Genomic DNA, 17,004 nt, shown 5'->3' with positions numbered 1-17,004 from the left:
GGAGGCCTCTCATGTTGAAGCGATTTTCGGCCCTGTGGACGCTGGTTCGTCGCGACGGCCGCCTGTTCTGGTACGCGCTGCGCCACCCGGATGCGCCGGCATGGCTGAAGCCCGCCGCGCTCGGATTGCTGTTCTATGCGATCTCGCCGATCGACATCATTCCCGACGTGGTTGCGGGGCTCGGCATCGTTGACGACGTGGTGCTGATCCCGCTGGCGGTACACCTGATCCTGAAGCGCCTGCCGCCGCATATTCTGCGCCAGGCGGAGTCGCGCGCCGCCGCCACCACGGTCCGGCCGCGCTGACGGCGTCGCACCAAAAGAAAAGCCCCGGGGCTGCGAACTGCACCCCGGGGCTTTTGCATGCCTGCGTGACCGGTGATCAGTTGGGCAGCAGGATGGTCGAGCCAGTGGTCTTGCGCGACTCCAGGTCGCGGTGCGCCTGCGCCACCTCGGACAGCGCGTAGCGCTGGCGGATGTCGATCTTGACCTTGCCGGTGGTCACGGCATCGAACAGGTCTGCCACCATCGGCTCCAGCAGTTCGCGGTGCACCACGTAGGTCATCAGCGTGGGGCGCGTCAGGCGCAGCGAACCCTTGTTGCCCAGCACCGAGAGATCGAACGGCGGCACCGGGCCCGAGGCGTTGCCGAAGCTGACCATGGTGCCGCGCGGCGCCAGGCAGTCGAGCGAACCCTGGAAGGTGTCCTTGCCGATCGAGTCATACACCGCCGGCACGCCCTTGCCGTTGGTGATCTCCTTGACGCGGTCGACGAACGATTCGCGCGTATAGACGATGGTGTGGGCGCAGCCGTTGGCGCGCGCCAGTTCCGCCTTTTCGTCGCTGCCCACGGTGCCGATCACCGTCACGCCCAGCGCCTTGAGCCACTGGCTGGCGATCAGGCCGACGCCGCCGGCGGCCGCGTGCAGCAGTACCGTATCGCCCGGCTGCACCTTGTAGCTGTCGCGGATCAGGTACTGCGCGGTCAGGCCCTGCAGCATCATTGCGGCGGCGGTGTCGAACGGGATCGCGTCGGGCAGCCGCACCACGATATCGGCCGGCATCACGCGCACCTGCGCATACGCGCCGGTGGGACGGCCGGCATAGGCCACGCGGTCGCCGACGCTCAGGTGCTTGACCCCCTCGCCCACCGCCTCGACCACGCCGGCGCCTTCCATACCCAGCCCCGCCGGCAGCGGCTGCTTGTACAGCCCGGTGCGGAAATAGACGTCGATGTAGTTCAGGCCCACCGCCTCATGGCGCACGCGCACCTGGCCGGGGCCGGGCTCTCCCACTTCGACATCGACCCACTGCATCACTTCGGGACCGCCGGTCTGTTCGATCCGGATGGCTTTGCTCATCTGCGTCGCTCCTCGTTATGGTGTTGCATCGATCTGGGGAAATCAGGCTGTCTTCGCTTCGTCGGCCACCTCACGGGTCAGGCCCGCGAGCAGCAGTTCGGCAGTGGCCACGTTGGTTGCGCACGGCACGTTGTGCACGTCGCAGGCGCGCACCAGCGCATTGATATCGGGTTCATGCGGCTGCGGCGTCATCGGGTCGCGCAGGAACACCACGGCGCGCACCAGGCCTTCAGCCAATTGCGCACCGATCTGCAGGTCGCCGCCCCACGGCCCCGACAACATGCGCGTCACCTCCAGCCCGACCTCGTCGATCAGGCGCCCGCCGGTGGTCCCGGTGGCCAGCAGCTCGCACTGCGAGAGAAACGCGCGGTGGCGCGTGGCGAAGGCGACGATATCGTCCTTCTTGTGGTCGTGAGCGATCAGCGCGATGCGGGGGCGAGTCATCAGTGTTTCCTTGTTGCGGGGTCGGTGAACTGCGGAATGCGGTAGCGTCAGAAGGTGCCCGGGTAGGCGCCGCCGTCGAGCAGCACGTTCTGGCCGGTGATGTAGCCGGCGTGGCGGCTGCACAGGAAGGCGCAGGTGGCACCGAACTCTGCCGGGTCGCCGAAGCGGCGCGACGGGTTCTGCGCGGCGCGGCGCTGCGCCACTTCATCCACGGTCAGGCCGGCCTTCTTGGCGCCGGCTTCCATGGTCTTGTGCAGGCGGTCGGTTTCGAACGGGCCGGGCAGCAGGTTGTTGATGGTCACGCCATGCTGCGCCACCTCGCGCGCGACGCCCGCGACAAAGCCGGTCAGGCCCGAGCGCGCGCCGTTGGACAGGCCCAGCACGTCGATCGGCGCCTTGACCGCGCCGCTGGTGATATTGATGATGCGGCCCCACTTGCGCGCGATCATGCCGTCCACGGTGGCCTTGATCAGCTCGATCGGGGTCAGCATGTTGGCGTCGAGCGCGGCCAGCCAGTCGTTGCGGTTCCAGTCGCGGAAGTTGCCCGGCGGCGGGCCGCCGGCGTTGTTGACCAGGATGTCGAGGTCGCCCAGCTTGGCCACCGCATCGAGCGCGGCCTTGCGGCCTTCCGGCGTGGTGATGTCGGTCGCCACCGCGATCACGCGGCGGCCATGGCGCGCGCGCAGGCCGGCGGCGGCCTTCTCCAGCGCCTCGGCGCCGCGCGCCACGATCACCACGTCGACGCCTTCAGCCGCCAGCGCATCGGCGCAGGCAAAGCCCAGGCCCTTGCTCGCGCCGCATACCAGCGCATGCTTGCCGCGCAGTCCCAGATCCATGTCTTTCTCCTTGTTTCGTTGTCGTTGGCAGGCCGGCTCCGCGCCGGCCCCGCATCATGATTTCTTTGCCGACAGCAGGTACATGCCGCCCAGCACCAGCGCGCTGCCGGCCAACTGCGCCCCGCTGACCGGCTCGCCCAGCAGCCAGAAGCCGAGGAACAGCGTCGACACCGGGCCGATCATGCCGGCCTGCGACGCCAGCGGCGCGCCGATGCGCGACACCGCCACCATGGTCAGCGAGACCGGCAGTACGGTGCAGAACACTGCATTGATGAGTGACAGCCACATCACCGGCGCGGGCTGCGCCAGTTCCGCCACCGGCCGCCCCAGCACCAGGTACTGGATCACGCAGCAGGCGGTGGACACGCACATCGCATACGCCACCAGCCGCAGCGAGCCGATGCGCCGCACCAGTTCGCCGCTCAGGATCAGGTAGATACCATACGTCATGGCACTGGCCAGTACCAGCGCGCCGCCCAGCCACACCTGGCTGCCGCTGACGTCCAGGTCATGCGCGAACACCAGCACGATGCCCGCGTACGCCAGCAGCAGCGAGACCCACTGGCGCCTGCCGATCGGCCGGCGGAACAGCAGCGCGGTAGTCAGCAGCACGAACGACGGCGTCAGGAACAGGATCAGCCGCTCCAGCCCGGCGGTGATGTATTGCAGGCCGATGAAATCGAGGAAGCTCGACAGGTAGTAGCCGATAAAGCCCAGGAACACCACGCGGCCGCGGTCGGCCCACGACAGTGGCGGCAGCCGGCGCGACTGCCACCAGCCGATCGCCATGAACAGCGGCACCGCGAACAGCATGCGCAGCGTGATCACCATGACGGCATCGACGTCGTAGCGGTACATCAGCTTGGCGACGATGGCCTTGGCGGAGAACAGCACCGCGCCGACGGCGGCGATGGCGAGCCCCGAGCGCTGCGGCGACGGCAGCGCGGCTGGCGCGGCGAGGGGCTTCTGGGAGGCTGGCACGGGGAATACGCGGGAAAGCGGGGAAAGCCGGAGAAAGCGGACCGCCACGGCGGCCCCGCGAATCGACCCGACGATTGTATTCGAAAAGGCGCAACCGCATCGGCACCCGGACCGGACGCTCCCGGGCAGCCGCCAATGGCTGCGATCCCATACAATGGCCGCGCGACGCCTGCGTCACGGCGGGCGCCAGAACAACATATCCTGAGGAGATCCCGCCATCATGACGACCTGTCCCGCACGCCCCGGCCGCCGCCCCTTCCTGCTCGCCGCAATGGTCGGCGCGGTTGTCCTTGCCGGCAGCTTCAACGCCACGGCTGCCCCCGGCGACGCCTTCCCCTCCAAGCCGATCCGCTTTGTCGTCCCGTACGCCGCCGGCGGCACCACCGACCTGGTGGCACGCACCGTCGGCCAGCGCGTGGGCGAGAAGCTGGGCCAGCCGGTGGTGATCGAGAACCGCCCCGGCGCCGGCGGCAATATCGGCATGGACGCCGTGGCCAAGGCCGCGCCGGACGGCTACACCATCGGCTTCGGCGCGATCTCGACCAATGCGCTGAATCCGCATATCTACAAGCAGGTGCCCTTCGACCCGCGCAAGGACTTCACCGCGATCAGCCTGCTCGGCACCTCGACCATCGTGCTGGAAGTGAGCCCCTCGCTGCCGGTGAAGAACGTGAAGGAGCTGGTGGCCTACGCCAAGGCCAATCCAGGCCTGACCTATGCGACCGCCGGCACCGGCACTTCGATGCACCTGGCCGGCGCGATGTTCGCGCAGATGACGCAGACCAGCCTGACGCACGCGCCGTACAAGGGCAGCAGCCCGGCCATTAACGACATGCTCGGCGGCCATATCACGGTGATGTTCGACAACCTGCCGGCGTCGCTGCCGCATATCCAGGCCGGCAAGCTGCGCGCGCTGGCGGTGGCGGGCAGGCAACGCGCGCCGTCGCTGCCGGACGTGCCGACGCTGGCCGAGGCGGGCCTGCAGGGTTATGCGGTCGAGCCGTGGTTCGGCGTCTATGGTCCGGCCAATCTGCCGGCGCCGGTGGTGCAGGCGCTCAACGCCGCCTTCGTCGAGGCCCTGGCGCGCCCCGACGTGCGCGAGAAGCTGGCGCAGGCGGGCTTCAATCCGAAGGGCTCCAGCGCGGCCGAATTGCAGTCGCTGACGCAGTCGGAATACGAGCGCTTCGGCAAGGTCGCGAAGACCGCGGGCATCACGGTCGAATAAGCCCGTTTGGTGCTCTCGCTATTCTCCCGGATCGGTATACTCGGGGCACGCTCATCCACCGCATCACCATCGACGTGCCCCAGTCCTCCAACCCGTCCGACAAGACCGCCAACGACTACGACTTCACCGAGCAGGTAGGCCACCTGTTGCGGCGCGCGTACCAGCGCCATGTGGCGATCTTCCAGCAGACCATCCCGGACTCGCAGCTCACTGCGGCGCAGTTCGTGGTGCTGTGCGCGGTCAGGGACCGGCAGCCGTGTTCGATGAACGAGGTGGTGCGGGCTACGGCGATCGACCAGGCTACGGTGCGCGGCATCATCGAGCGGCTGAAGGCGCGCAAGCTGATTGCCGTGTCGCACGACCCCAATGACCGGCGCAAGGTGGTGGTGACGGTGACGCCGGCGGGGCTGGCCTTGATCGACGAGACCGTGCCGTTTGCGAAGCAGATTTCGGAGCAGACGTTTGGCAGTCTCAATCCGGCTGAGCGTGTGGCGGTGACTTACCTGCTGCGGAAGATGAGCGAGATCGACGGGGGCAACGGCAGCGCCTGAGCGGGCGCCACCTTCAACAAGCAGGCAGCTTCAGCGCGCCTGCAGCGCGGCCAGGACGGTCTCCGGCACGAACGGCGGCCGGCGCAGCCGCACTCCCATCGCATCGAACAAGGCATTGGCGATCGCCGGCGCACCCGGCAGCGATGCCGACTCCCCTGCCCCCATCGGCGGCTCTGACTGCCGCGGCATCAGCACCACCTCGATCGGCGGAATCTCCGGGAAGGTCAGCAGCGGATAGCTGCCCCATTCACGGCTGGCAACGCCGTCAGCGTCGAAACGCACCTGCTCCTTCAGCACGCGGCTCAGTGTCTGCACCACGTTGCCGTGGATCTGGTGGCGCACGCCGTCGGGATTGACCATCATGCCGGTGTCTTGTCCCACCACGACCTTCCCGATCGTGATGCGGCCGGTGGCGGCATCCACCGCCAGGTCGACCACCCAGGCCGCCCACGCCGCGCCGAAGCCCGGGAAGCGGCTGTGGATATAGCGGGCGTAGGCCACACCGCGGCCGCGCAGGCAACCATCGGCACCCGGCATGCCGCGCGAGCCTTGCGCGCCGCGCTGCCAGCCCGCGGCATCGGCGGTGGCAAGCAGCAGGTCGGCCGCACGCGTATCTGGCAGGTGGCGCAGCCTGAAATCCACCGGATCATCACCTGCCTCCGCAGCCAGTTCATCGATCACGCACTCATGCGCAAACACGTTCGGCAATGCCGACACGCCGCGCAGCCACGATGCGCGTACGATCGCCGGCGTGTCATCGCAACCGATGCGCCGCGCGGCATACGCATACGGCGGCACGGCGGTGCGATCTCCCATCTCCAGCATGCGCGGCGCATTGGGCACGGCACCGGTCAGCACCAGCGCCAGCGTCGGCGCATCGTTGGACGGATAGCGGCTGGTGAAGTCGTAGCCGAGCAGCGCACCGTCCTGCCCCAGCGTCGCGCTGACGTCCATTAGCTGCGCCGCGCCCTTGGGCTCCCACAGATGCTCCTGTTCGCGCGACAACTGCACGCGCACCGGCCGCCCGACCGCGCGCGACAACAGCGCGGCATCGGCGCAGACATCGTCGGCGCAGTTGCGGCCGTAGCAGCCGGCGGCTTCCATGCGCACGATCTCGATGCGGTCTTCGCCGAGCCCGCACAGCTTTGCCAGGTCGATGCGAAGCACATGCGGGTTCTGCGTGCCGGACCAGACGGTCAGGCCATCGTCGTGCCAGTCGGCCACCGCGCATGAAGGACCGATCGAACCGTGCATCTGGAAGGGCCAGACGTACTGGCGCTGCAATACCTTGCCGGTTGCCGGCATTTCGCCGTCGGCCAGCAGCTCGCGCCGCGTGGCCGGATTGGCGCGCAAGGCGGGCTCGGGGTCGTCGAGCGCCGGCAGCGGAGGTACCGGCCTCCAGCGCACGCGCAGCCGGCGCGCGGCCTGCACGGCGTACTCCTCGCGCTCGGCCACCACGCCGACGAAGTCGCCCTGCACTACCACGTCGACCAGGCCCGGCACATCGCGCACGGAAGCGCGATCCACTTCCAGCAAGCTGTTGCCGATGAATTCGCCGCAGTCGCGTCCCGCGTACGGTGGGCGTACCACGCGGCCGTGCAACATGCCGGGCACGCGCACGTCGTGGACGAAGCTCAGCACGCCGCGCGCCTTGTCGGGGATATCGACGCGGCCCGCCGGGCGGCCGACGATGCGGTAGGCCTCTACCGGCTTGGTCGGCACGTCATCGGCCAGCGGCAACTCCACATGCTCGCCGGAAACCAGCGCGCCGTAGCCGATGTTGGCCTGCGTGCCCGAGACCCGGAATAGGCCGTCCTCCGCCTCCAACTTTCCAGCGTCAACGCCGAGCTGCCGCGCCGCGCGCGCCTGCAGCCACGCACGCGCCTGCGCGGCTGCGCGGCGCAGCGGCAGGGCCGAGATCTGGATCGAGGCGCTGGCGATGGTGGGGCCCTGGTTGGGCGTGGCTTCGGTATGGCCGAGCACCATGTGCACGCGCTCCATCCGCACGTCGAGTTCCTCGGCCACGATCTGCGCCAGCGCCGTGCGGATGCCTGTTCCCAGGTCGACGTGGCCGTTGAAGGCCAGCACCTCGCCGCTGTCGCGCACGGCGATGAAGATATCCGGCAGCGCCGCCACATAGTCAGAGGCCGCGCCCGGCTGGCCGGGCGCGGGGCGCGTTGCTGCCTGTGGGGCGCGCGTGACCAGCAGCACGCCAGTGGCCTGCAGCAGCGCCAGCCGCAGCGCGCGCGGCGTGGCGGGATCGGCGTGTGCCGAGGGTTGCAGGTTCGTTGCCGTCATTATTTTCCAGACTCCTTCAGCGGCCTCGCCCGGGGGCGCCGTTATACTGCGAGCCAACAGGGGCACAGCTTAACCATCCACCATGACGATCACGACCGCGACCAAAGCTACGACAAAGCGGGCGGCAGCCGGCACGCGGGCCAGGCAGGCACAGGACAGCCGCGACCGCATCCTCAGGGCTGCGATCAAGGTTTTCGCGCAACGCGGCTACGACGGCGGCCGCATCGAACGCATCTCGTCGCTGGCCAAGACCTACGACCGGATGATCTACTACTACTTCGGCAGCAAGGAAAAGCTGTTCGTCGAAGTGCTCGAGACCATCTACCTGCAGCTCAACGAAGCCGAGCAGAAGCTTGAACACGAACTCGACGCCGCCGACCCGGTGCGCGCGCTGTCGCAACTGATCGACTTCATCTGGCAGTACTACCTCGACCACCCGGAATTCGTCGCGATCCTGTCCAGCGAGAACATGAGCCAGGGCAAGCATGCGAAGAAGTCCGTGCGGCTCAGGGAGATCTCCAGCTACGCGCTGTCGGTGCTCGACGGCATCCTCACGCGCGGCAAAGCCGCGGGGCTGTTCCGGCCGGACGTGGGCGCGCGCGACGTCTATATGGTGATCGCTTCGCTCGGCTACTTCTACAATTCCAACCATCATACGCTCAGCGCCTTTTTGGGCGAGCCCATGATGAGCCCGCCCGCGCTGGCGCACTGGCGCGATGTGATCCAGCAGACGGTGCTGCGCGCGGTGACCGCGCCCGGTGCAGTGCCTGACACAGGCCTGGCGCCGCCGGCGGCGCCGCGCAAGGCGGCTCGCGCCAAACGGGCGGCGGCAGGCTGAAGCCGGGCCCGGCCGCATCTCCATCCTCAGGCGGCGGCCCGGGCGCCAGCGCCCGCGATCTGCGCCAGCGCGTTGTCGCGGGTGAGCACGGTGGCGTACTTCTGCGCCATGTCGAACAGGTTGGCCTCGTGCGGGCCCAACGCCCGGTCGCCCACACAATCCGACACCACCAGCGGGCGGAAGCCCAGCGACATCGCATCCACCACGCTGGCGCGCACGCAGCCGCTGGTGACGCAACCCGCCACCAGCAGGGTCTGCACGCCGCGCTGCGTCAGCCACGCCGCCAGCGAGGTGCCGAAGAACGCCGACGGCACCGTCTTGCGCACCACCAGTTCGCCCGGCGCGGGTGCCAGCTCCGGCACGATCGCGCTGTTGTGGCCGTGCTCCTTCAGCGTCAGCATGCCCGGTACCTTCAGCGTGAAGATATTGTGGTCGCTGTCGTCGTCGGCAAACACGATGCGGCTGTGCGCCACCGGCCAGCCCTGCTCGCGCGCCGTGCGCAGCAGCGGCTGCGTATTGCGGATCGCTTCGGGGATATTGCCGCCGCCGAACACCGCCGGATCGGCAAAGCCGTTGACGAAGTCGATGATCAAGAGGCCGTACGGCGCCCGGAGCTCCATCGACGCGCCAAAGCCCTGGCGCTGGTAAGTCTGCACTGCGTCATTCATGGCGCATTTCCTTGTAGAGCGAGGCGGCGGGGGCTTGGTGGCCGTCCATCACCTTGCCGCGCACCACCACCGGCTCGCCGTCGAGGCTGACGGTGCAGTGGCGCACCGGGATATCGATATGGCAGGCGGTGGTGCGGCTGCCGCCCGCTTCATTGTTGGGGCCGAACGAGCACAGGAAGTTGCCCTCGTAGGCGCGCGCGTCCATGCCGATGGTGGCCTCGCGGTCATACATCGCCAGCGCCGACCAGCTCGCGCGCGGCTGCAGCCCCCAGCCGATATGCGACATCGCATAGGCTTCGGGGTCGTTGAACGAGGCCATGTAGTCCGCCAGCAGCTCGGCATCCACGCCGCCTTCGATGCGGCGCACATAGCCCGCCTCGACCGTGATGCGGATCGGCGCCTGCAGGTAGGACTTCATCGGCAGCAGGATGTCGCCGCAGTCCAGCACGATGGTGCCGTTGGTGCCGCCCTCGTCCGGCCAGGTCAGCACGAAGCCGCTCGGCCAGTGGTCCCAGCGGCCGGGCTCGTCGACAAAGCCGTACTCGCTGATCGCGGGGAACTCGCCGAGGCGGCAGCGCAGGTCCATGCCGGCGTCGGACACGATATGCATCTCGCGCGCCTTCGCCAGCCGCGCGGTGGCGGCCTTGACGCGGGTGCGGTCGGCCTCGGTCGGCACCAGCCGCGCCAGCACTTCGGGCGGCTCCACCGCCAGCAGGATCTTGGTCCCTTGCGACAGGATCTCGTGCTGCTCTGGCGAGAACAGCAGCGTCATCAGATCCAGCACCAGGTCGCTCGCCTTCAGCGCGGCGATGGCGGCCGGGTTGCCGGTCAGTGGCGTGGTGCCGAGGTAAGCCAGCGCGTCGCGGCTGAGCGCCTTCTCGCCGTTGACCGGCGGCAGGTCGAGCCGGTTGACGATGGCGCCCATCGATGCCGCCGCCACCATCGCCGTGCGCAGCGTCTGCGGGTGCGTGGCGGCGCCGGTCAGCACGGTGACGGTCTGCCCTGCTTGCAGCTTCGACAGCGTCAGCACCTGCTTCCACGCCGCGGTCAGGTCGTAATCGCTTACAGGCATGTTCGCTCCTTGTTCAGTTCAGCGCCTCGCCGAGGAAGTCGCCGAACGCGCGGTAAAAGCCGGCCTCGTCGTCCCACGGGATCATGTGGCCGGCATTGGCGACATGCGCGACCAGCAGTGCGGGCAGCAGCGTGCGCATTTCTTGCGCGTCTTCCGCGCGGATCACATCGCCGCGGCCGGCGGTCATCAGCAGCGCCGGCACCGACACGTGTGGCAGGTCGGCGTGGATATCGTCCTCATGGAAGCCGTTGAAGCTGGCCAGGATCGCGCGCTCGTCGCAGGTGTGCAGCCACTGCGCGCGCAGGCGCAGCTGTGCTTCGGTCCAGGTCGGGCAGAAGCGGCGCATGCCTTGGACGTCGATGCCCTGCTGCGCCAGCCGGATCGAATCGACGTACCAGGGCAGTTGTGACGGATACGGACGGCGCCCCGGGCCCGACACCGGCGGATCGACCAGCACCAGCCGCGTCAGCCCGGCGGGCTTGCCGCGCGCGGCGCGGATGCCGATGCGAGCGCCCATCGAATGGCCGACGATGGCATAGCGCTGCAGCCCGAGAGCTTCGGCAAAGGCGACCACGTCGGCAGCTTGCGCGTCCAGGCTGTAGTCCAGCTCCGGCCCGGCCTGCGACAGGCCGCGGCCGCGCACGTCGAGCACATAGGTATCGAACTGCCGCCCGAACTGCTCGCCGACAAAGCCCCACGTCACCGCCGGGCTGGTGATGCCCGGCACGATCACGATGGCATCGCGCTGCGCGCGCGCGCCATCCTGCCCGCCGTACCGCAGGTAGTGCTGGCGGATGCCGTTGGCGTGGACGTTGGCGCCATAGAGGAAGGTGCTGGTCGTCATGGCCGGCTCCTTCAGTAAGCGCCCGACAGCAGCGCGCCCGCGCCCGGCACTACCGGCTCCAGGCCGAGGCGTTTGAGTAGCGCGTAAGTCGTGGCGATAGCGGCGGTGACCACCGGCTTGCCAGTCATCGCCTCAACCTTGGCCACCGCCGGCAGCGACGGCATCTGCACGCAGGCCGACAGCACGATGACATCGGCGTCGGCGGTATTCATCTGCGCGACGATGTCCGGCAGCCGCGACGGGTCGTGGCGGCCCACGTCGAGGTTGTCGGGGATCTCCAGCGCGCGGTAGTCCACTACCTCGTAGCCTTCATTGCGGATGTAGTCGACCACCAGCTCGGTCAGCGGCTTCATGTAGGGCGCCACCACCGCGATGCGCTTGGCGCCCATCACCTTGAGCGCATCCACCAGCGCGCCGGCGCTGGTGATCACCGGCGCGTCGCCGCCGTTCTCGGCGGTATGCGCCTGCAGGCGCTGCTCGGACACGCGGTGGTAGCCGTGGCCCATCGCCATGATCGCCACCAGGCAGGCGTAGCCGAGCACGTCGACGCGGGCGTCGCTCAGCTCCACCGCGCAGCGGTCGGATTCGGCGTCCATCGCCGCCAGTTCCTCCTTGACCACCTTCTTCATCCGCATCCGGCTGGAATGGAAGGTGAAGCGTTCAGGGCGCACCAACTGGCGCGCGGCCAGCATCGCCGGGATCTCGGTTTCCATCGTGGTGTTGGAGCTCGGCACGATCTGGCCGATTCGGAAAACTTTCTGCACTGTCGACTCCGTCATTGGTTTGTCTGTCTACCCGCCTGCGCTGGCCTGCCGGCCCCTGCATGCTGCGATCGATTGTAGTGTACACACTTTATATAGGCAAACAGAATCTGCGCGGGGCACGATTCACTCGTTCAGTGCATACTTAATTAACCAATCCCTGTTTTTGCGCATAAATTCACCGATAAATGGCGTTGTGCGTGATCAATCATGTTTACATAAGGGTTTTCCATAGGTTCGATATTTTCTTCCTTTACGTTGGTATTTTGAGTGTGTACACTCGTTTTCAACGGTCGGCCACATGGCCGCCCCGCCCCCCAAACGACCCATGTGTCATTGCCCCAGGAGAAAGAACGTGCAAGGCAAACCGCGAATCGCAGTTGTCGGCGCCGGACTCGGAGGGACGGCCGCGGCCGCCCTGCTGCAGCGAGCCGGCTTCCAAGTCAGGCTGTATGAACAGGCACCGGCGTTCTCGCGCCTGGGCGCTGGCATCCATGTGGGCCCCAATGTGATGAAGATCATGCGGCGCATCGGCATCGAGGACGCGCTCAACGCCATGGGCTGCCACCCCGACTACTGGTACAGCCGCGACGGGCTGACCGGCGAGGTGATCGCGCAGATCCCGCTGGGCGACTACGCGCTGCAACATTACGGTGCCAGCTACCTGACCGTGCACCGCGGTGACTTCCACAAGCTGCTGACCGATGCCGTGGCGCCCGGCACGCTGTTCTTCAACATGAAGCTGGAAAGCGTCACCGACCAGGGCGACGTGGTGCAACTGCGCTTCACCGACGGCACGGTGGAAGAAGCCGATATCGTGATCGGCGCCGACGGCGTCAACTCGCGCATCCGCGAAACCCTGCTTGGCGCCGAGCCGCCCAAGTACACCGGCTACGTGGCGCACCGTGCGGTATTCCCCATCGCGCGCGTCAAGGGCTTCACGCACGAGCGCTGCACCAAGTGGTGGACGGACGACCGCCACATGATGGTCTACTTCGACACCAGCAAGCTGGATGAGATCTACTACGTGACCGGCGTGCCGGAGCCCGAGTGGGACATGAGCAAGAGCTGGGTGCCGAGCAGCATCGAGGAAATGCGCGCCGCGTTCGACGGCTGGCACGAAGGCGTGCAATCGCTGATCGAAGGCACCGTTGAAGTGACGAAGTGGCCGCTGCTGGAGCGCGACCCGCTGCCGCTGTGGAGCCGCGGCCGCATGGTGCTGCTGGGCGACGCCTGCCATCCGATGAAGCCGCACATGGCGCAGGGCGCCGCGATGGCGATCGAGGATGCGGCCATGCTGACGCGCTGCTTCACCGAGGCCGGCGTGGACGACTATGCCAGCGCCTTCGCGCTGTATGAAGCCAACCGCGCCGAGCGCGCCGGCAAGGTCCAGCTGGTCTCGCACAACAACACCTGGCTGCGCAGCAACGAGAACCCAGACTGGTGTTTCGGCTACGATGTGTTCGACGTGCCGCTGGTGTCGGCCGGGCGCACGCCGCTGTCCGCGGCGGCCTGATGCCTGCCTGACCCTGGCCTGCCGGCACAGCATGCCGGCAGGCAATATGCCGCCGCAGCCCCTCGCCGACGAAGGGGCGCGGCGCCGCGATGCGTGATGTCCAAACCGCCCCCAGCCCACGATGAACGCGCCCCGCCCCCTGACGCTGCAGGTCAACCACGCCGAGCACACGCTGAGCGTGGCGCCTGACACGCCGCTGCTCTACATCCTGCGCAACGACCTGGCCTGCAACGGCCCCAAGTATGGCTGCGGCCTGGGGCAATGCGGCGCCTGCACGGTGCTGGTGGACGGTATGGCCGCGCGCTCGTGCGTGCTGCCGGTCAGGGCGGTGGTCGGCCACGCCGTCACCACGCTGGAAGGACTGGGCACGGCGACACAGCCCGACCCGGTCCAGCAGGCCTTTATCGACGAGCAGGCCGCGCAATGCGGCTACTGCCTGAACGGCATGATCATGACCGCGAAGGCGCTGCTCGCGCAGAACCCCGATCCCGACGAGGCGCAGATCCGCGAGGCACTGCGCTTCAACCTGTGTCGTTGCGGCACGCATGTGGAAATCGTGCGCGCGGTACAGCGCGCCGCGGTGCTGCAGCGCCAGGCCGCCGAGGGAGCGGCATCGTGACGCAAAGACTCGTACCGCAGGCCGGGCCTGCCAGCGTTGTGGCGGACCTTGCGCCGCCGCCGGCCGCGATCTGCCTCGTCGCCCATGTGCTGACGCCGCCCGGCCTGCGCTGGCTCGATGGCAAGCCGCTGTCGCCGCGCCTGCTGAGTGCTGACCGCGACGCGGCACTGGCCTTGCCGGGCGTGCGCGCCGTGGTGCTCCGCAACCAGTTTGCTGGCGTTGTCGCGGAGACCGATGCGCTGGCGGCCAATGCCGCACATGCCTTGCAGGCGCGCTGGTCGGCACCGCCGCGCGCTGACGGCGCACCCGTCCCGCGTCGCGCGATTACGCAACGCGGCGACGCCGGCGACGTGCTGGCCAACGCCGCGACGCGCCATGCGCAGGACTACCAGTGGCCGCTGGCCGGCACCCGTGCCCAGGCCCGCTGCACCGTCATCGCCGACTGGCGCGATGGCATGCTGTATGTGTGGCTGCCCGCAACGTGCCCGGGCGCGTTGCGCGAGGAACTGGCCGCGCTGCTGGGGATCGCGCCGCAGCAGGTGGCGCTGGCCTGCTGGCAAGCGCCGGACGATGGCGCCGACCCGGCGCTGCTGGCGCACCACGCCGCTGCCGACGCCGCACTGCTTGCCCATGCCGCCGGCAAGCCGGTGATGCGCCGGCTGTGCGCCGACGACATCGGCTTATCCGACGCAGTACTGGCCGTGCGCGTCGACACCGCACGCGCCAGCGATGCGATCGATGCCTACGCTTCCACGCTCGCCGGCACCGCCGCGCCGTCGGTGCCGCTGGCGCTTTGGCTGACGCATACGCCGTCGCCAGTGACGGACGGCACCGACACGGCCCACGCAAGCAACGCCGGCATTCCGCCCTACCGCATTCCCAATGTCGATGTCGGCACGGTCGGCGACATCGCCGCGTTCGACGCCGCACCGCTTGCCGCCGCCCGCGCGCAGGTCTTTGCGCGCGAATCCCATCTCGACGAAATCGCCGCCGCATCAGGCAGTGATCCGATCGCGCTGCGGCTCGCGCATCTCGACGACGCGCGCGGCGTGGCCCTGGTATGGCAGGTAAGCGAGCGCGCGGGCTGGACGCCGGCCGCGCCGCGTGCCGCCGCAGCGGCCGGCAACGTGCGGCGCGGCCGCGGCTTCGCTTATGCGCATACCGTCGACCACGATGCCGGCCAGAGCTGGTCGGCGTGGGTGGCGGAAGTGGAAGTCGACGGCACCACCGGCGACCTGGCAGTCACGCGCGTGACCGTGGGCCGCGACAGCGAATCGCTGGCGCCCACGCAAGCCGTACCCGCCACTCGCTCGCTTGAACAGGCAGTCGCCGACACCGCACTGCAACTGACAGCCGCCACGCCTGCCTTCGACACCTGGCCATCCGCTGCACCCACGACCCAGACGCTGCCTGCGATGGCCGGCAACGCACTGCCGGAAGTGCGCCTGGCCGGCACGCTCACCGGGTACGACAAGCTCGCCGCGGGGCCGGCCGATACGCTGCCCGCCGCAGCGGCAGTCGCCAATGCCATCTTCGATGCCACCGGCGTGCGCCTGCGCGCACCGCCTTTCAGCGCCGAACGCATCCGCCTGGCACTTGCCGAGAGTGAAGACAAGCGCGGCAGCCGGCGCAAGAAACGCGGCTGGCTTGCAGCCGCTGCCGCCACCGCAGCCGGCCTGTGCGCGACGCTATTGCCGTGGCGTGCGCCGATCGCGCCGATCGCACCGCCCGAACCCGGTTTTTACTCCGCAGCCACGCTGGAGCGGGGCCGCCTGGTGGCCGCAGCAGGCGACTGCGCGGTGTGCCACACGGCGCCCGGCGGCGTGAAGAATGCCGGCGGCCTGCCGCTGGAAACGCCGTTCGGCACGGTGTACAGCACCAACATCACGCCCGATGTGCAGACCGGCATCGGCAACTGGTCGTTCGCGGCGTTCGAGCGCGCGATGCGCGAAGGCATCCACCGCGACGGGCGGCGCCTCTACCCGGCCTTCCCCTACACCGCGTTCGCCAAGGTCAGCGATGCCGACATGCAGGCGCTTTATGCCTACCTGATGGCCGCCGAGCCGGTGAAGTCCGAGGTTCCGCAAACCCAGCTCGCTTTCCCGTTCAACATGCGGCCACTGCTGGCGGGCTGGAACCTGCTGTTCCATCGCAACGAACCATTCAAGCCCGACCCCTCGCGCTCTGCGCAATGGAACCGCGGAGCGTATCTCGCCGAAGGCCTGGGCCACTGCAGTGCCTGCCATTCGCCGCGCAACGCGCTCGGCGCGGAACAGGGCGGGCGCAAGTACCTGACCGGCGGCAGTGCCGAAGGCTGGGAAGCAGCGCCGCTGACCTCGCTCTCGCACGCACCGGTGCCGTGGACCGAAGCGGCACTGTTCACGTATCTGCGCGGCGGGTATGCGCCGCATCATGGCGCCGCGGCTGGACCAATGGCGCCGGTGGTGGAAGAACTCGCGCAGTTGCCAGAATCCGACGTGCGCGCAATCGCGCACTACGTGGCCTCGTTCGGCACACCGCCGCCAGCGCCTTCGGTGCTGGCCGCGCAGGCAGCGCGAATCGAGCAGCGCAGCGCGCAGGCCGCGCTCACCCTGAACGGTCCCGGCGAACGCCTGTACCAGAGCGCGTGCGCGGTCTGCCACCAGTCAGACCAGGGCATCGCGCAGTTCGGCGTCAAGCCATCGCTCGCACTCAACACCAACCTGCACAGCAAGCTGCCCGACAACGTCATCCAGGTGCTGCTGCAAGGCATGCCGGCACCGCCCAACAGTGAGCTGGGCGCGATGCCGGCCTACGCCGACACGCTCGACGACCGGCAGATCGCGCAACTGGCGCAGTACCTGCGCGCTCGCTTTGCCCCCGACCAACCCGCCTGGCAGGACCTGGAGAACACCGTCGCGCGCCTGCGCGCGACGCCTGCCCATTAATACCAACTGAGAACCGCGGGGCCGGCTCGCCACGCCCTCCGCATCCACGCTGACCGCACATACGC

The 17,004-nt window shown here is 68.6% G+C and carries 16 protein-coding genes; 7 read left to right on the top strand and 9 right to left on the bottom strand.

Annotation, left to right across the window (positions count from 1 at the left end):
• Nucleotides 1–11 precede the first annotated feature (11 nt).
• The gene (locus AC10V3_RS04365) at nucleotides 12–305 is read left to right on the top strand and encodes a YkvA family protein (protein ID WP_022533957.1); all 294 of its coding nucleotides are present in this window, start codon (nucleotides 12–14) and stop codon (nucleotides 303–305) included.
• 76 nt (nucleotides 306–381) lie between these two features.
• On the opposite strand, the gene AC10V3_RS04360 is transcribed toward AC10V3_RS04365, so the two are convergent.
• The 4 genes from AC10V3_RS04360 to AC10V3_RS04345 are packed head-to-tail and all read right to left on the bottom strand — an operon-like array spanning nucleotide 382 to nucleotide 3,581.
• The gene (locus AC10V3_RS04360) at nucleotides 382–1,359 is read right to left on the bottom strand and encodes a quinone oxidoreductase family protein (RefSeq protein ID WP_022533956.1); all 978 of its coding nucleotides are present in this window, start codon (nucleotides 1,357–1,359) and stop codon (nucleotides 382–384) included.
• Nucleotides 1,360–1,401: 42 nt separating this feature from the next.
• Complete coding sequence (locus AC10V3_RS04355; protein ID WP_490923173.1) at nucleotides 1,402–1,803, bottom strand: methylglyoxal synthase; 402 nt, start codon at nucleotides 1,801–1,803, stop codon at nucleotides 1,402–1,404.
• 47 nt (nucleotides 1,804–1,850) lie between these two features.
• Complete coding sequence (locus tag AC10V3_RS04350; protein WP_022533954.1) at nucleotides 1,851–2,639, bottom strand: SDR family oxidoreductase; 789 nt, start codon at nucleotides 2,637–2,639, stop codon at nucleotides 1,851–1,853.
• 54 nt (nucleotides 2,640–2,693) lie between these two features.
• The gene (locus AC10V3_RS04345) at nucleotides 2,694–3,581 is read right to left on the bottom strand and encodes a DMT family transporter (RefSeq protein WP_041681271.1); all 888 of its coding nucleotides are present in this window, start codon (nucleotides 3,579–3,581) and stop codon (nucleotides 2,694–2,696) included.
• 310 nt (nucleotides 3,582–3,891) lie between these two features.
• Between AC10V3_RS04345 and AC10V3_RS04340 the strand changes: the two genes are divergently transcribed.
• Complete coding sequence (locus AC10V3_RS04340; protein ID WP_051369870.1) at nucleotides 3,892–4,845, top strand: Bug family tripartite tricarboxylate transporter substrate binding protein; 954 nt, start codon at nucleotides 3,892–3,894, stop codon at nucleotides 4,843–4,845.
• Between the two features lie 74 nt (nucleotides 4,846–4,919).
• A complete protein-coding gene (locus AC10V3_RS04335) occupies nucleotides 4,920–5,396 on the top strand; it encodes a MarR family winged helix-turn-helix transcriptional regulator (RefSeq protein WP_490923171.1) in 477 nt (158 codons plus the stop codon).
• A gap of 30 nt (nucleotides 5,397–5,426) precedes the next feature.
• On the opposite strand, the gene AC10V3_RS04330 is transcribed toward AC10V3_RS04335, so the two are convergent.
• Entirely contained in the window at nucleotides 5,427–7,694 is a 2,268-nt protein-coding gene (locus AC10V3_RS04330; protein ID WP_349609561.1) for a xanthine dehydrogenase family protein molybdopterin-binding subunit, read from the bottom strand.
• An 82-nt stretch (nucleotides 7,695–7,776) separates the two neighbouring features.
• On the opposite strand from AC10V3_RS04330, the gene AC10V3_RS04325 reads away from it, so the two are divergent.
• On the top strand, nucleotides 7,777–8,532 hold the full coding sequence (locus tag AC10V3_RS04325; RefSeq protein ID WP_022533949.1) for a TetR/AcrR family transcriptional regulator: 756 nt from the start codon (nucleotides 7,777–7,779) through the stop codon (nucleotides 8,530–8,532).
• Between the two features lie 26 nt (nucleotides 8,533–8,558).
• Here AC10V3_RS04325 and AC10V3_RS04320 read toward each other — a convergent pair whose 3' ends face one another.
• From AC10V3_RS04320 to AC10V3_RS04305, 4 genes are read right to left on the bottom strand one after another with little or no spacing between them, the layout of a single operon-like run.
• A complete protein-coding gene (locus AC10V3_RS04320) occupies nucleotides 8,559–9,200 on the bottom strand; it encodes an N-carbamoylsarcosine amidohydrolase (RefSeq protein ID WP_022533948.1) in 642 nt (213 codons plus the stop codon).
• Nucleotides 9,193–10,272 (bottom strand): 2,5-dihydroxypyridine 5,6-dioxygenase NicX family protein, encoded by a 1,080-nt coding sequence (locus tag AC10V3_RS04315; RefSeq protein WP_490923168.1) that lies wholly within the window; start codon nucleotides 10,270–10,272, stop codon nucleotides 9,193–9,195. The genes AC10V3_RS04320 and AC10V3_RS04315 overlap by 8 nt, the downstream gene beginning before the upstream one ends.
• A 13-nt stretch (nucleotides 10,273–10,285) precedes the next feature.
• The gene (locus tag AC10V3_RS04310) at nucleotides 10,286–11,116 is read right to left on the bottom strand and encodes an alpha/beta fold hydrolase (RefSeq protein WP_022533946.1); all 831 of its coding nucleotides are present in this window, start codon (nucleotides 11,114–11,116) and stop codon (nucleotides 10,286–10,288) included.
• Nucleotides 11,117–11,127: 11 nt separating this feature from the next.
• Nucleotides 11,128–11,880, bottom strand: a complete 753-nt coding sequence (locus AC10V3_RS04305) for a maleate cis-trans isomerase family protein (RefSeq protein ID WP_022533945.1) — start codon at nucleotides 11,878–11,880, stop codon at nucleotides 11,128–11,130.
• A gap of 352 nt (nucleotides 11,881–12,232) precedes the next feature.
• Between AC10V3_RS04305 and AC10V3_RS04300 the strand changes: the two genes are divergently transcribed.
• From AC10V3_RS04300 to AC10V3_RS04290, 3 genes are all read left to right on the top strand, one after another.
• A complete protein-coding gene (locus tag AC10V3_RS04300; RefSeq protein WP_349609565.1) occupies nucleotides 12,233–13,393 on the top strand; it encodes an FAD-dependent monooxygenase in 1,161 nt (386 codons plus the stop codon).
• A 121-nt stretch (nucleotides 13,394–13,514) separates the two neighbouring features.
• The gene (locus AC10V3_RS04295; RefSeq protein WP_022533943.1) at nucleotides 13,515–14,012 is read left to right on the top strand and encodes a (2Fe-2S)-binding protein; all 498 of its coding nucleotides are present in this window, start codon (nucleotides 13,515–13,517) and stop codon (nucleotides 14,010–14,012) included.
• Nucleotides 14,009–16,939: a c-type cytochrome gene (locus tag AC10V3_RS04290; protein ID WP_490923167.1), complete on the top strand. Its 2,931-nt coding sequence runs from the start codon at nucleotides 14,009–14,011 to the stop codon at nucleotides 16,937–16,939. The genes AC10V3_RS04295 and AC10V3_RS04290 overlap by 4 nt, the downstream gene beginning before the upstream one ends.
• The last annotated feature ends 65 nt before the right edge of the window (nucleotides 16,940–17,004 follow it).

Source organism: Cupriavidus sp. PB-02 (assembly GCF_058252315.1).
This window is presented reverse-complemented; position numbering and strand designations above follow the sequence as displayed.

What these genes read in the sequence shown, in the direction of transcription:
- AC10V3_RS04365 (WP_022533957.1), top strand. Translation starts at nt 12, where the DNA reads ATGTTGAAGCGATTTTCGGCCCTGTGGACGCTGGTTCGTCGCGACGGC.
- AC10V3_RS04360 (WP_022533956.1), bottom strand. Translation starts at nt 1,359, where the DNA reads ATGAGCAAAGCCATCCGGATCGAACAGACCGGCGGTCCCGAAGTGATG.
- AC10V3_RS04355 (WP_490923173.1), bottom strand. Translation starts at nt 1,803, where the DNA reads ATGACTCGCCCCCGCATCGCGCTGATCGCTCACGACCACAAGAAGGAC.
- AC10V3_RS04350 (WP_022533954.1), bottom strand. Translation starts at nt 2,639, where the DNA reads ATGGATCTGGGACTGCGCGGCAAGCATGCGCTGGTATGCGGCGCGAGC.
- AC10V3_RS04340 (WP_051369870.1), top strand. Translation starts at nt 3,892, where the DNA reads ATGGTCGGCGCGGTTGTCCTTGCCGGCAGCTTCAACGCCACGGCTGCC.
- AC10V3_RS04330 (WP_349609561.1), bottom strand. Translation starts at nt 7,694, where the DNA reads ATGACGGCAACGAACCTGCAACCCTCGGCACACGCCGATCCCGCCACG.
- AC10V3_RS04325 (WP_022533949.1), top strand. Translation starts at nt 7,777, where the DNA reads ATGACGATCACGACCGCGACCAAAGCTACGACAAAGCGGGCGGCAGCC.
- AC10V3_RS04320 (WP_022533948.1), bottom strand. Translation starts at nt 9,200, where the DNA reads ATGAATGACGCAGTGCAGACTTACCAGCGCCAGGGCTTTGGCGCGTCG.
- AC10V3_RS04315 (WP_490923168.1), bottom strand. Translation starts at nt 10,272, where the DNA reads ATGCCTGTAAGCGATTACGACCTGACCGCGGCGTGGAAGCAGGTGCTG.
- AC10V3_RS04310 (WP_022533946.1), bottom strand. Translation starts at nt 11,116, where the DNA reads ATGACGACCAGCACCTTCCTCTATGGCGCCAACGTCCACGCCAACGGC.
- AC10V3_RS04295 (WP_022533943.1), top strand. Translation starts at nt 13,515, where the DNA reads ATGAACGCGCCCCGCCCCCTGACGCTGCAGGTCAACCACGCCGAGCAC.